The sequence below is a fragment of the Roseovarius salis genome, from assembly GCF_044472985.1.
Lineage (GTDB): Bacteria > Pseudomonadota > Alphaproteobacteria > Rhodobacterales > Rhodobacteraceae > Roseovarius > Roseovarius salis.
Genome location: NZ_JBISDG010000035.1, coordinates 1 through 12642 on the forward strand (window position 1 = coordinate 1; position 12642 = coordinate 12642).

The following is a 12642-nucleotide window of genomic DNA, read 5'->3' on the forward strand; positions in this document are numbered from 1 at the left end:
GCGTCGGGCGCGCCCGACGCCAGCCCGTCGAGGAACCGGCGCAGGCGGGTCTGCGGCCCCGGCATGCGCGCGGCGCTTTCATAGGTCGGTGACAGCAGGACGATCTCGTGGGCGAGCGCGGCATGATCGGGCAGGTTCGCCTTTGCAAGATCGGCGCCGTAAAGCGTGGCAAAGACAACGCCGAGCCCGGCATCGGACATGGCCTGCCACGCCCCCGGCAGCGCCGCGGCCATCGCGGCAGCGTCCGATTCCACCGCGGCATCGAAGGTCTGGATCGCCTCCACCCGGTCCCAGACACCACCCGAGGCGGCCGGCGCGCGCTCGGTGTAGAGCCCCAGCAGCCGGTTCGCGGGCAGCGCGCCGGTCCGTGCCAGCCGCTCCGCCGCCTCGATCTCGGCTTTCCAGCCCATCGTGCCGCGCAGGTCCGCCACGGCGAACGCGCGCGGAAGGCTGCGGGTGGGCATCGGATCGCCCGCGGCCTCGTACAGCCGGAACAAGAGTGGCGTCATCTCCCGCGGCGGCGCGAGCCCCGCGCCCTCCTCCGGGGTGGCGGGATCGAGGAAACGGCCCAGAAGTGTGGTCTCGCGCGGGGTGAGCGCGCCGACTGCCCGGGCGGTGTCGTAGGTCAGGGCGGCAGTCGACCACTCGCCGGCGCGCGCCATGCAGAATATGCGGCTGGCATATCTCTCTGACAATCCTGGCGTGCGCGCCAGCGCGGCGCACGGCGCGTTTTCCGTTCCCTTGAGCAGCGCGAGGTCAAGCCATGTGTCGAACAGGGCGGGCGTGGCCGGGCCGGCGCGTTCCACCAGCGCGAGCGCCGCGTCCACCGCGCCGAACCTGCGCAGGGCTGCAAGGCGCGCACGCAGGAATCGGGCGTGGGCGCCGGCATCTGCCGGCGGGTCCGCCTCGGCCAGAAGCAGTGTGTAATAAAGCGCCTGTACCGCCGGGGGCGGACGGGACGTCAGGTCGTCAAGCAGGGCCTCCAGGCGGCCCGTCGCGCTGGCCGCCCAGAGATCGCGCGGCAAGCCCGTGGTCGAGGTTGGCAACAATCCCACCGCGTCCGCCCGCGCGGTGTCGAGCGGTGTGACGGTGACATCGGGCACCTTGACGCCGTCGCTCACCGGTGCCTGCCCGAGCGGCTGCAGAAGCGGCTGCGCGACCGTGACAGGGGCCGGTTCGGCCAGCCAGTCGATGGCCGAAAGGGGCGGCTCGGCGGCCGCCGCCGCGGGAAGCAGGCTGAGGGTCAGTATGGCGCTACTGCGCTTCAAGGATGACGTCCTGTCGGATTTCCCGGTCCGGCGGCGAGAAGTCGGCGCCGAAGAACGGCCCGATATACGCGTAGGCCACCAGGGCCACGAAGGCCAGAACGGCCAGATAAAACAGCCACTTGATTAGGCGTAACATGAAGCCTCTTGCCCGGGTTCCGTTGATTTGCAGGTTTTATAGCTGGCCTTTCGGACAATATCACGTCATTCAGGGCCCGGTTCGGAAATTTTGGCATGGGAGCGCCTAGGCTTGGCCGCATCGGGGCATTGGACACTGCACAAGACCGTGGTTCTGGTGGGCATGATGGGGGCGGGCAAGACGGCCGTGGGCAAGGCCGTCGCTGCGCACCTCGGCGTGCCGTTCCTCGATTCGGATGCCGAGATCGAACGGGCGGCGAACATGAGCATTGCCGAGATATTCGCACGCGATGGCGAGGCGTTCTTTCGCGCACGGGAGACCGAGGTCATCAACCGCCTGCTGGACGGCGCGCGCTGCATCCTGTCCACGGGCGGCGGCGCGTTCTTGTCCGAGCGAAACCGGAGGCTGATCTCGTCCAAGGGCGTATCGGTCTGGCTGGACGCGGATCTGGATCTGTTATGGAGCCGGGTAAAACACAAGGATACCAGACCCTTATTGCGTACCGCTGACCCTTACGCGACGCTGGCTGGTCTTTACGAATCGCGCGTGCCTGTCTACCGGCTGGCCGATCTAAGCGTCACCGCCGACCGGGATTACAGCATCGACACGATGGCCGGGAAGGTTATCGAGACATTGGCGCGCCGACCCGATGTGCTGGAGGACAGCGAATGAGCGAGAGCGTTCACGTGCCATTGGGCGAGCGGGCCTATGACGTCCATGTCGGCCCCGGTCTTCTGGCCGCGGCGGCGGGTTTCGTGGCGCCGCTGCTGTCGCGGCCACGCGTCGCGGTCATCACCGACGAGAACGTGGCCGCCCTGCATCTTCCGCCCCTTGAAGAGGCGTTGCAGGCGGGCGGTATCGCGGTGTCCTCGCTGGCACTGCCGCCCGGCGAGGCCACGAAATCCTGGCCGCATTTCGAGCGCGCGGTGGAGTGGCTGCTGCAGGAGCGCATCGAACGCCGCGACATCGTGGTGGCGCTCGGCGGCGGGGTGATCGGCGACCTCGCCGGCTTTGCCGCAGCGGTGTTGCGCCGCGGGGTGCGGTTCGTGCAAATGCCCACCAGCCTGCTGGCGCAGGTCGACAGCTCTGTGGGTGGCAAGACGGGAATCAACGCGCCGCAGGGCAAGAACCTGATCGGCGCCTTCCATCAGCCCAGCCTGGTGCTCGCCGACACAGATGTTCTGTCTACCCTGGCTGAGCGGGATTTCCTGGCCGGGTACGGCGAGGTCGTGAAGTATGGTCTTTTGGGAGATTCCGATTTTTTCCAGTGGCTTGAGGCGCATGGTTCATCCGTTGCCGGTGGCGACGCCGCCGCACGGACAGCGGCCGTCAGGCGATCTGTCGAGATGAAGGCCGATATCGTTGTGCGCGACGAGACCGAGCAGGGGGACCGGGCGCTGCTGAACCTTGGGCATACCTTCTGCCATGCGCTTGAGGCCGCGACCGGCTATTCGGACCGCCTGTTGCATGGCGAGGGGGTGGCGATCGGCTGCGCCCTTGCCTTCGATCTGTCTGCACGCATGGGGCTGTGCAGCCAGGAGGATCCAAGCCGCGTGCGCGCGCATCTGCGTAACATGAAGATGAAGGCGGATCTGTCCGACATCGAAGGGGAATTGCCGGATGCCGAGGGGTTGCTGGACCTCATGGCGCAGGACAAGAAAGTGGTGGACGGGCGCCTGCGCTTCATCCTCGCGCACGGGATCGGCCAGGCGTTCGTGGCCGATGACGTGGATCCCGGCACGGTGCGCACCCTTCTGGCGGACGCGCTGCGCGCACGGCGCTGACGTCGGCGAGTCCGCGCCACGGCTGTCGCGGTGTTGCTGCCGGGACGCGGGCCTACTCGGCCAGCTTGACCAGGGCGTGCCGTTTCTTGCCCGCCGACAGCTTGATGGGCGAGGACAGCGCGCCCGCGTCGATCATCAGCCCCGGGTCGGTCAGCGGCGCGTCGTCGATCCGCGCGCCGTGCTCGGCGATCAGGCGCTTGGCCTCCTTTCCGGATTTCGCCAGCCCCGACTTCACGATGAGCTGGACCACCGACACGCCGTCGCCCACCTCCTCCGCGCACAGCTCCAGCGTCGGCAGGTCGTCGCCCACGCCGCCCTTCTCGAACACCTCGCGGGCGGTGGCCTCGGCCGCGCGGGCGGCCTCGGCCCCGTGCAGGAGCGACGTCACCTCGTTGGCGAGGATGATCTTGGCCTCGTTGATCTCGGAGCCGGCCAGACCGCCGAGGCGCGCGCACTCGTCCAGCGGCAGTTCGGTGTAAAGCCTGAGGAATCGGCCGACATCGGCATCCATCGTGTTCCGCCAGAACTGCCAGAACTGGTAGGGTGAGCACATCTGCGCGTCGAGCCAGATCGCGCCCTCGGCCGTCTTGCCCATCTTGCGCCCGTCCGCGGTGGTCAGGAGCGGCGAGGTCAGCCCGTAGATCTCGTGGTCGAGCACACGTCGGGTGAGGTCGATGCCGTTGACGATATTGCCCCATTGGTCGGAGCCGCCCATCTGCAGCCGGCAGCCGTAGCGGCGGTTGAGCTCGAGAAAGTCGTAGGCCTGCAGGATCATGTAATTGAATTCGAGGAAGGACAGCGATTGCTCGCGGTCGAGCCGTGATTTCACGGAATCGAAGCTGAGCATGCGGTTGACGCTGAAATGCCGGCCGATGTCGCGCAGGAAGGGGATGTATTTCAGCTCCGCCAGCCATTCGTCGTTGTTGAGCATCAGCGCGCCGGTGGGGCCGTCATTGTAATCGACATAGGCCGCGAATACGCTCTGGATGCCGTCGATGTTGGCCTGGATCTGGGCGTCGTCCAGCAGCGGGCGCTCGTCGGCGCGGAAGGAGGGATCGCCCACCTTGGTCGTGCCCCCGCCCATCAGCGTGATCGGCTTGTGCCCCGTCTTCTGCAGCCAGCGCAGCATCATGATCTGGATGAGAGAGCCGACATGCAGCGACCGCGCCGTGGCGTCGAAGCCGATATAGCCCGGCACCACGCCGGCCGACAGGGCCTCGTCGAGGCCCTGATAGTCGGTGCAGTCGGCCAGGAAGCCCCGCTCGATCATCACGGCCATGAAATCGGATCTGGGGTGGTAGGTCATATCGCTTGTCCCCGGGTGTTGCGCGCGGCATGTATAGGCATGGTTCGGGCGAAGGAAAAGAGCGGGTTGAAGACAGGCCGTGTTCTGGCCCTCGGGGCAATGTCGGGCACCTCGCTGGACGGGGTGGATGCGGCCGTGGTCGACACTGACGGCGAGCGGATATTCGGTTTCGGCGAGAGCGGATACCGGCCGTACAGCGAGGACGAGCGTGCCACCCTGCGGGCGGCGCTTGGCAAATGGCCGGGCGACGACGTGGCCGGGGCCAAGGACGTGGTTCAGGCCGCCCATGCCGAGCTGCTGGCCCGGTTCGGGGGCGTGCAACTCGTCGGGTTCCACGGGCAGACGCTGGCCCATGACCCCGGCGGGCGCGGCACTCACCAGCTGGGTGATGGCGCGGCGCTGTCCGCCACGCTCGGCCTGCCGGTCGTGTGGGATTTCCGCAGCGCGGATGTCCGCCTGGGGGGCGAGGGCGCGCCGCTGGCGCCCTTTTTCCACTTTGCCTGCGCGCGCTGGATCGGGGCGCGGGCGCCGCTGGCGTTCCTCAATCTCGGGGGGGTGGGCAACCTGACATGGGTCGATCCCGGCAGGCAGCGGCCGGAAGAGGCAGGCGCGCTGCTGGCCTTCGATACCGGGCCGGCCAACGCGCCGCTCGACGATCTGCTGCAGGCCCGGCGCGGTGCGCCGTTCGACAGGGACGGGGCGCTGGCGCGACGGGGCCGCGTGAAAAACGGCGTGCTGGAACGGTTCCTGCAGCACCGATATTTCGCGCGGATGCCGCCCAAGTCGCTGGACCGGGATGCGTTCGCCGCCATGGCCGCGCTCGTGGCGGACCTTCCGGACGCGGACGCCGCCGCCACGCTGACCGGGATGAGCGCCGCGGCTGTGATGCGCGGTATGGAGCACTGCCCGAGGCCGCCCGAGCGGCTGCTGGTTACGGGTGGCGGGCGGCACAACCCGGTGCTAATGGACATGTTGCGCGTGGCGCTGGACTGCCCGGTTGCGCCGGTCGAAACGGCGGGGCTGGACGGCGACATGCTGGAGGCGCAGGCGTTTGCCCATCTCGCCGTGCGGGTGGCGCGGGGGCTGCCGACCTCCTGCCCCGGCACGACCGGCGTGCGCGCGGCAGTCAGCGGCGGCACGGTGAGCCGTCCCCAGGAGGTGAGATGAACTACGAGCTGGACGAGGGTGCGGGGGCCGGGCTGCGGCTGGGGCTGATCGTGTTGAGCACGGACGAGACGCTGGAATACGAGGCGCGCGTGGCGCTGGCCGGGCGAGAGGCCAACCTGCTGCACACGCGCATCCCCGCGCAGGCCGACGTGACGACGGAGTCGCTGGCGACGATGGCGGCCCGGATGACCGAGTCCGCGGCGCTGTTGCCGCAGGGGCTGGACGCTGTGGCCTACGGCTGCACCTCGGGGGCGACGGTGATCGGGCCGGAGCGTGTCGGCGCGCTGATCCGGCAGGCACATCCGGGCGTGCCCACCACCGACCCCATGAGCGCGGTGATCGCGGCGTTGCGCGACCTGGGCGCGCGGCGGATCGCCATGGTCACGCCATATCTCGAAGAGGTCACGCGCCCGATGCGCGCCCATCTTTCGGCCCACGGCATAGAAACCGTGCGCGCGCTGAACTTCGGTGAACGGACCGACCGGACGGTTGCCCGCATCGCCGAACGCAGCACGCGGGACGCGATCCTCGAGGCCGGTTCCGGCGGCGGTGTCGACGCGGTGTTCACCAGCTGCACCAACCTGCGCAGTTTCGGCGTCATCGAGGACACCGAGGCACGCCTCGGCCTGCCCGTCATCAGCTCGAACTCGGCATTGCTGTGGCATCTCGTCGGCCTGTCCGGGCAGGACGGCACCGGGTGGGGGCCGGGGCAGCTTTTCCAGCGGGCCGCGGCATGAGCATCGGGGGATGAGCGCCGTTCCCTATCGCGGGGAACTGGACGGCGTTCGTGCCATTGCCGTGCTCAGCGTGGTGCTGTTCCATGTCGGGTATCCCGACATGAAGGGCGGCTATGTGGGCGTCGACGTGTTCTTCGTGCTGTCGGGATACCTGATTTGCGGGCAGACCTACATGCGGCTGGAGCGCGGCGATTACTCGGTGACCGAGTTCTTCGCCCGGCGGATCCGGCGGCTGTCGACGGCCTACTTCCTGTGTTTTCTCGTCACCGCGCTGGTGGCGAATGCCTATTTCCTGAGATCGGAAATGCAGGTCGTTGCGGACGGGTTCCTCGGCTCCGTTACTTTCACGAACAATTTCAACCTGATGTCCTCGGCCGGGTATTTCGCCGCGCCGGCGCATGAAAACCCGTTCCTGCACACCTGGTCGCTGTCGATCGAAGAGCAGTTCTACATCGTCCTGCCGATGCTCATCCTGCTCACGCGGCGCAGCCGGGGGGCCTTCGCGGGCTTGCTGGCGGCGCTTTTCGCGGTGTCGCTGGCGCTGACGTTATTCTCGGGGGAGCTCATCCACGACCGCGAGGCGCGCTTTTTCTCTTCCGCGTTCCGGGTGTGGGAACTGGCGGCGGGCGGGCTGATCTTCGTGCTGGCCCATCACCGCCTTCTGCCCCCTAGATTGCCGCTGGCGCCGCTGGCGGGTCTGGCACTGGTCGTGGCGCCGGTCAAGCTGCTGGATTCGGGCGTGCCGTATCCCGGATGGGCCACGCTTTTGCCGGTGGCCGGTACCGTCCTGCTGATCGCCTTTGCCGCGCCGGGACACAGCCCTGTTGCCCGGTGGCTGGCCAGCCGACCCTTGGTCTATGTCGGCCGCATCTCCTACGGCACCTACCTGTGGCACTGGCCGCTCGTCGTCGGGGCGTTCTATTACGGGCTGCACATGACGGATGTTGTCCGCGGCGTGCTGGTGCTGGCGTCGCTGGGGCTGGGGGCGCTGTCCTATCACCTTGTCGAGACCCCGGTGCGGCGGATGCCGGTCACGGCGGGCAAGGGGCGCCTTTACGGTGTTTTTGCGGGGCAGTGCGTGGTCATGCTTGCGGTGGCGGCCTATCTCGTTGCCCAGCCGGGCCGGGCGGAGGATGGACAGAGCGCGCGCCTCGAGGCCGTCAAGGCCGAGGTCATGAATGTGCATGACCGATGGAACGCGTGCTGGGGCCAGACGGAGCCGGGCGCGTTCTGCCGTGTGGGCGAGGCGGGTGCGGCGGCCCGTTTCATCGTTTGGGGCGACAGCATGGCAAACAGCGCCGTGGGCGCATTCGACGCGTGGGCGCGCAGGCGCGGCGTCGCCGGCATGATCGCCACGGAAGCGGCCTGCGCCCCGCTCGCGGGGGTCGCGATGAACGCGGCGTGCCTCGACACCAACTCAGAGATCCTGGCCTACCTGGACACGGCGCCGTCGATGGAGGTGATCCTGATGGCGCGCTGGTCGTTCTATGCAGAGGGATACGGGCATTACGGCGACACGCCCGGCCGGATGACCCTGCTTGGGGCCGACGGCCACCCGGTGAAGGACACTTTCGCCGCCTTCGCAAACGGGCTGGACCGTGTGCTCGAAAGGCTGGGCGCCCGGCATCGCGTTACCGTCATAAACCAGTTTCCCGTTTACGGTTTCTCGGTGCCCAAGGCGATGTTGCGCGATCTGCGGTTCGGGACGGGGGCGCGCGTGCAGACGCGGGCGGCGTTCGATGCACGCAATGGCCGCACGATTGCCGCGGTGCGCGCGGCGGCCGAACGGCACGGCGCGCGGCACATTGCACCGCACCGCGTGTTCTGTGATGACACCCGGTGTGATTTTCAGATGGACGGTCGGCCTCTTTTCGTCGATCACGTGCATCTCAGCCGGTGGGGGAACGCCGTGCTCGGACGGCTGTTGCCCGGCGTGGACATTCGGGAGAGAGACCAGTGACCAGAAAAGATGACAAGCCCGCAACGATTGCCGCACACGCGGCGGGGGCCGCGGGCCGTGATGGCGGTGTCGTGCCGGGGGTGGAGGTCTCGACCACATTCGCGCGCGATGCGTCCTATGCGCTGACGGCGCCGGCCAGTTACGGCCGCGATCACAACGCCACCGTGGCCGAGGCGGAGGCCGTGTTGCAGGCTCTGGAAGGGGCGGCGGCGACGCGGCTGTTTCCCTCGGGGATGGCGGCGGCGGCGGCGCTGTTTCGTACCTTGCCGCCGGGCGCCCGCGCGGTGGTGCAGTCGGGGATCTACTATGGCGTCACCGCCTTTGCCCGGGATCATTGCAGCCGTCACGGCATCGCCCTGGAGGAGGTGGACGCGGCCGATCCGGCGGCGATTGCCGCGGCGCTGGACAGGCCGGTGGACCTCGTCTGGATCGAGGTGCCCTCGAACCCGTGGCTGAAGGTGGCCGATATCGCGGCAGTGGCAGAGCGTGCCCACGCCGCCGGCGCGCTGCTTGCGGTTGACGGCACGGCCGCGACGCCGGTTCTGACCCGCGCGCTCGAGCTTGGCGCGGATTTCTCGATGCATTCCGCGACCAAGGCGATCAACGGGCATACCGACGTGGTGGCCGGGGTGCTGTCCTGCCGGGACGCCGACGGCGCCGCGTGGCAGGCGGTCTGCGCGGACAGGCATGATGCCGGCGCCCTGCTCGGACCGTTCGAGGCTTGGCTGCTGATGCGCGGCATGCGGACGCTGCCTCTCAGGATGGAGCGGATGTGCGCCAATGCCAGCAGGCTAGCGGAATGGCTCGACGCACATCCGGGCATCGAAAAGGTGCTTTATCCGGGGCTGCCCGGGCACCCCGGGCACGCGCTGGCCAAGCGGCAGATGTGCGGCGCCGCCGGCTACCTGATGTCGGTGCTGGTGCGGGGGGACGCGCTGGCCGTGGCCGGGCGGCTGCGGCTGTTCCAGCGCGCGACTTCGCTGGGCGGCGTTGAAAGCCTGGTGGAACACCGCGCGACGATCGAACCGCAATCGGGCATCCCGGACAACCTGTTGCGTCTTTCGGTGGGTATCGAGGACATCGACGATTTGATCGGTGACCTGGAGACCGCGCTGAGGGGCTGAGAAAATTCGCGAATTTTCTAGACCGAGATTTTTCTGCGAAAAATCTCGGTCGGTCAGTGCCCCATGATCATGCCTTCCAGCGCGTCTTTTTCCATGGCCAGTTCCTGCAGGCGGGCCTTGACCACGTCGCCGATGGTCACGATGCCCACCAGCTTGCCGTCCTCGACGACCGGCATGTGGCGGAAACGCCCGTCGGTCATGCGGCCGAGCACGCTGTCGGAACTGTCCTGCGTCGTGCAGGACACGGGGTTGCGGGTCATCATGTCGTCGACGGCTTCCTGAAGACATGCGCTGCCGCGCACCGCCAAGCCGCGCACGATGTCGCGCTCCGACAGGATCCCCTCGGCGGTGGTGCCGTCGCCGGAAACGACGAGACCACCGATCCGGCGCTCGGCCAGTATCTGGGCGGCGTCCGCGATCTTGGTGCCGGGCGGCACCGTCACCACGCCGTCATCGCCCTTGGATTTCAGGATCTGCTGCACCAGCATGACCGGCCCCTCCCGCCGAATTTTCCGATTATTCAAGGGTCTGTCATATTCACATTCCTGTCAAGCCTCGGCCTCGAGCCGGGTCACCTCGGCGCGCAGACCGTCGCAGACCTGCCGGGCGAACCGGTTGAGCCGGTCCAGCCGGCGATCGTCGGCATGGCGCACGAGGTAGAAGCTGCGCCTCAGCGCCGCCGCGCCCGGCAGCACCTTGCGGAGCCCGGGAAAGAAGGGCAGGGCGAAATCGTGGATGACGCCGACGCCGGTGCCCTGCCGGATGAGGTTCATCTGTACCGAGACGGAATTGGAGGCCAGGTCGACGCGCGCCAGCCCCGCCTCGCCAAGGTAATCGAGTTCCTTGTCGAAGATCATGTCCTGGATGTAGCCGATGATGCGATGCTCGTTGAGGTCCGACAGTTGCCGGATGGGCGGGGCCCGGTCGAGGTACGCCTGCGCCGCGGCGAGATGCAGGCGGTAGTCGGTGATCTTCTGCACGGTCAGCCGGCCGGCGGTCGGCGGGCTGACAGCCACCACCATGTCCGCTTCGCGCCGGGTCAGGTTGAACACGCGGGGCAGGGCGACGATCTGGATCTCCAGCCCGGGGTTGTCGCGTCCGATCCGGCCGCAGACCTGGGGCAACAGGAAATTCGCCGCCCCGTCGGGCGCGCCGATGCGGATCTGGCCCGTGATCCCGGCGGCCTGCCCGGCCATGTCGTCGGCGGCGTCCTCCATCGCCTGCTCGGCCCGCACGGCATGCGTCATCAGCCGTTGCCCGGCATCCGTCAGCGCGTAGCCAGTGGGCGTCTTGGCGAACAGCGGCGTGCCATACCCTGATTCCAGCCGCGCCACGCGCCGGCCCACCGTGGCCGGGTCCAGCTTGAGCTGCCGGCCGGCGCGCGACAGGCTTTCCGACCGGGCGACGGCCAGGAATACCCTCAGATCATCCCAGTGAACGGCCATGAACGCCTTTGCATTTATGCAATACTCATTTGGGGTATTGCCTCTTTTCTACCTATTTTTGCAACAGTAACCTGCAGGTGAAGCTGAAGGAGGAGAGGCATGAAGGAACTGACTCACTACATCGGCGGCAAGCACGTGAAAGGCACGTCCGGCCGCTTTTCGGACGTGTTCAACCCGGCCACGGGCGAGGTGCAGGCGAAATGCCCGCTGGCCTCGGCCGACGAGTTCGCCATGGCCGTCGAGGTGGCAGCCGAGGCGCAACCGGCGTGGGGGGCCACCAACCCGCAGCGGCGGGCCCGCGTGATGATGGAGTTCGTGCGGCTGCTCAACCGCGACATGGACAAGCTGGCCGAGGCGCTTTCGGCGGAACACGGCAAGACCTTTCCCGACGCCAAGGGCGATGTGCAGCGTGGCCTGGAAGTGGTGGAATACTGCATCGGGGCGCCGCAACTGCTGAAGGGAGAGTTCACCGACAGCGCGGGGCCGGGCATCGACATGTACTCGATGAAGCAGCCCCTTGGCGTGACCGGCGGAATCACGCCCTTCAACTTCCCGGCCATGATCCCGATGTGGATGTTCGCCCCGGCGCTGGCCTGCGGCAACGCCTTCATCCTCAAGCCGTCCGAACGCGACCCTTCCGTACCGCTGATGCTGGCGGAATTGATGGAGGAGGCCGGGCTGCCCAAGGGGCTGCTGCAGGTCGTCAACGGCGACAAGGAGGCGGTCGACGCGATGCTCGACCACGACGCGATCCAGTCCATCGGCTTCGTGGGGTCCACCCCGATCGCGGAATACATCTATGGCCGCGGCTGTTCCAACGGCAAGCGCGTTCAGTGCTTCGGCGGGGCCAAGAACCACATGATCGTCATGCCCGATGCCGACATGGACCAGGCCGCGGATGCGCTCATCGGCTCGGGCTATGGCGCGGCGGGCGAGCGCTGCATGGCGATCTCGGTCGCCGTGCCGGTCGGGGACGAGACTGCCGACAAGCTGGTGGAGAAACTCGTGCCCCGCATCGAGAAGCTCAAGGTTGGCCCCTACACCGCCGGGGATGACGTGGATTACGGGCCGCTGGTGACGGCCGAGGCCAAGGAGCGCGTTCTGGGACTCGTCAACTCCGGCGTGGAGCAGGGGGCGGAGCTGGTGGTGGACGGCCGCGACTTCCAGCTGCAGGGCTACGAGAACGGCTTCTTCGTCGGGCCGCACCTGTTCGACCGGGTGACGCCCGACATGGATATCTACAAGCAGGAGATCTTCGGCCCCGTCCTGTCCACGGTGCGCGCGGGCTCCTACGAGGAGGCGCTCAGCCTCGCCATGGACCACGAGATGGGCAACGGCACGGCGATCTTCACCCGCGACGGGGATGCGGCGCGCGATTTCGCCAACCGGATCAACATCGGCATGGTGGGTGTCAACGTGCCCATCCCGGTGCCGCTGGCCTACCACACCTTCGGCGGCTGGAAGAAGTCGATGTTCGGCGATCTCAACCAGCACGGGCCCGACGCCTTCAAGTTCTACACGCGGACCAAGACGGTGACCTCGCGCTGGCCCTCGGGTCTGAAGGAGGGCGGCGAGTTCCACTTCAAGGCCATGGACTGACCGGCGCCAGGGGCGCTGCCCCTCTTGCCCCGGGGCGCGCCCGGGGCAATTCACCCCGGGATATTTCGGGCCAGAAGACAGGCCGGGACCGGGCCGGTGCCACCTTTGGGCTTGGC

General features: G+C 67.9%; 12 protein-coding genes. 7 read left to right on the top strand and 5 right to left on the bottom strand.

Annotation, left to right across the window (positions count from 1 at the left end; all coding sequences use genetic code 11):
• Both ACH13J_RS13875 and ACH13J_RS13880 read right to left on the bottom strand, forming a co-directional pair.
• Positions 1 to 1268: hypothetical protein (locus ACH13J_RS13875; RefSeq protein ID WP_397543941.1), on the bottom strand; the 1268-nt coding region annotated here is incomplete at its 3' end.
• Complete coding sequence (locus ACH13J_RS13880) at positions 1255 to 1404, bottom strand: hypothetical protein (RefSeq protein ID WP_397543942.1); 150 nt, start codon at positions 1402 to 1404, stop codon at positions 1255 to 1257. The genes ACH13J_RS13875 and ACH13J_RS13880, both read right to left, overlap by 14 nt.
• A gap of 162 nt (positions 1405 to 1566) precedes the next feature.
• Here ACH13J_RS13880 and ACH13J_RS13885 point away from each other — a divergent pair, with 162 nt between their 5' ends.
• Positions 1567 to 2076, top strand: a complete 510-nt coding sequence (locus ACH13J_RS13885; RefSeq protein ID WP_397543980.1) for a shikimate kinase — start codon at positions 1567 to 1569, stop codon at positions 2074 to 2076.
• Positions 2073 to 3188 carry a 3-dehydroquinate synthase gene (gene aroB, locus ACH13J_RS13890; RefSeq protein ID WP_397543943.1) on the top strand — a complete coding sequence of 372 codons (1116 nt, stop codon included), beginning with the start codon at positions 2073 to 2075 and terminating at the stop codon, positions 3186 to 3188. Before ACH13J_RS13885 ends, aroB begins: the two co-directional genes overlap by 4 nt.
• 52 nt (positions 3189 to 3240) lie before the next feature.
• On the opposite strand, the gene tyrS is transcribed toward aroB, so the two are convergent.
• Positions 3241 to 4494, bottom strand: coding sequence for a tyrosine--tRNA ligase (gene tyrS / locus ACH13J_RS13895; RefSeq protein WP_397543944.1), 1254 nt, complete (start codon positions 4492 to 4494; stop codon positions 3241 to 3243).
• A gap of 39 nt (positions 4495 to 4533) precedes the next feature.
• On the opposite strand from tyrS, the gene ACH13J_RS13900 reads away from it, so the two are divergent.
• Genes ACH13J_RS13900 through ACH13J_RS13915 form a run of 4 tightly spaced genes read left to right on the top strand, consistent with a single transcriptional unit; the run spans position 4534 to position 9482 of the window.
• A complete protein-coding gene (locus ACH13J_RS13900) occupies positions 4534 to 5661 on the top strand; it encodes an anhydro-N-acetylmuramic acid kinase (RefSeq protein ID WP_397543945.1) in 1128 nt (375 codons plus the stop codon).
• Positions 5658 to 6398, top strand: a complete 741-nt coding sequence (locus ACH13J_RS13905) for a maleate cis-trans isomerase family protein (protein WP_397543946.1) — start codon at positions 5658 to 5660, stop codon at positions 6396 to 6398. Before ACH13J_RS13900 ends, ACH13J_RS13905 begins: the two co-directional genes overlap by 4 nt.
• 10 nt (positions 6399 to 6408) lie before the next feature.
• Positions 6409 to 8358 carry an SGNH hydrolase domain-containing protein gene (locus ACH13J_RS13910; protein WP_397543947.1) on the top strand — a complete coding sequence of 650 codons (1950 nt, stop codon included), beginning with the start codon at positions 6409 to 6411 and terminating at the stop codon, positions 8356 to 8358.
• Entirely contained in the window at positions 8355 to 9482 is a 1128-nt protein-coding gene (locus tag ACH13J_RS13915; protein ID WP_397543948.1) for an aminotransferase class V-fold PLP-dependent enzyme, read from the top strand. The genes ACH13J_RS13910 and ACH13J_RS13915 overlap by 4 nt, the downstream gene beginning before the upstream one ends.
• A gap of 53 nt (positions 9483 to 9535) precedes the next feature.
• On the opposite strand, the gene ACH13J_RS13920 is transcribed toward ACH13J_RS13915, so the two are convergent.
• Together ACH13J_RS13920 and ACH13J_RS13925 are read right to left on the bottom strand one after the other, a co-directional pair.
• Positions 9536 to 9970 (bottom strand): CBS domain-containing protein, encoded by a 435-nt coding sequence (locus tag ACH13J_RS13920; protein ID WP_397543949.1) that lies wholly within the window; start codon positions 9968 to 9970, stop codon positions 9536 to 9538.
• A 60-nt stretch (positions 9971 to 10030) separates the two neighbouring features.
• Positions 10031 to 10927, bottom strand: a complete 897-nt coding sequence (locus ACH13J_RS13925; protein ID WP_397543950.1) for a LysR substrate-binding domain-containing protein — start codon at positions 10925 to 10927, stop codon at positions 10031 to 10033.
• A 99-nt stretch (positions 10928 to 11026) separates the two neighbouring features.
• Here ACH13J_RS13925 and ACH13J_RS13930 point away from each other — a divergent pair, with 99 nt between their 5' ends.
• A complete protein-coding gene (locus tag ACH13J_RS13930) occupies positions 11027 to 12526 on the top strand; it encodes a CoA-acylating methylmalonate-semialdehyde dehydrogenase (RefSeq protein WP_397543951.1) in 1500 nt (499 codons plus the stop codon).
• Positions 12527 to 12642: the final 116 nt, after the last annotated feature.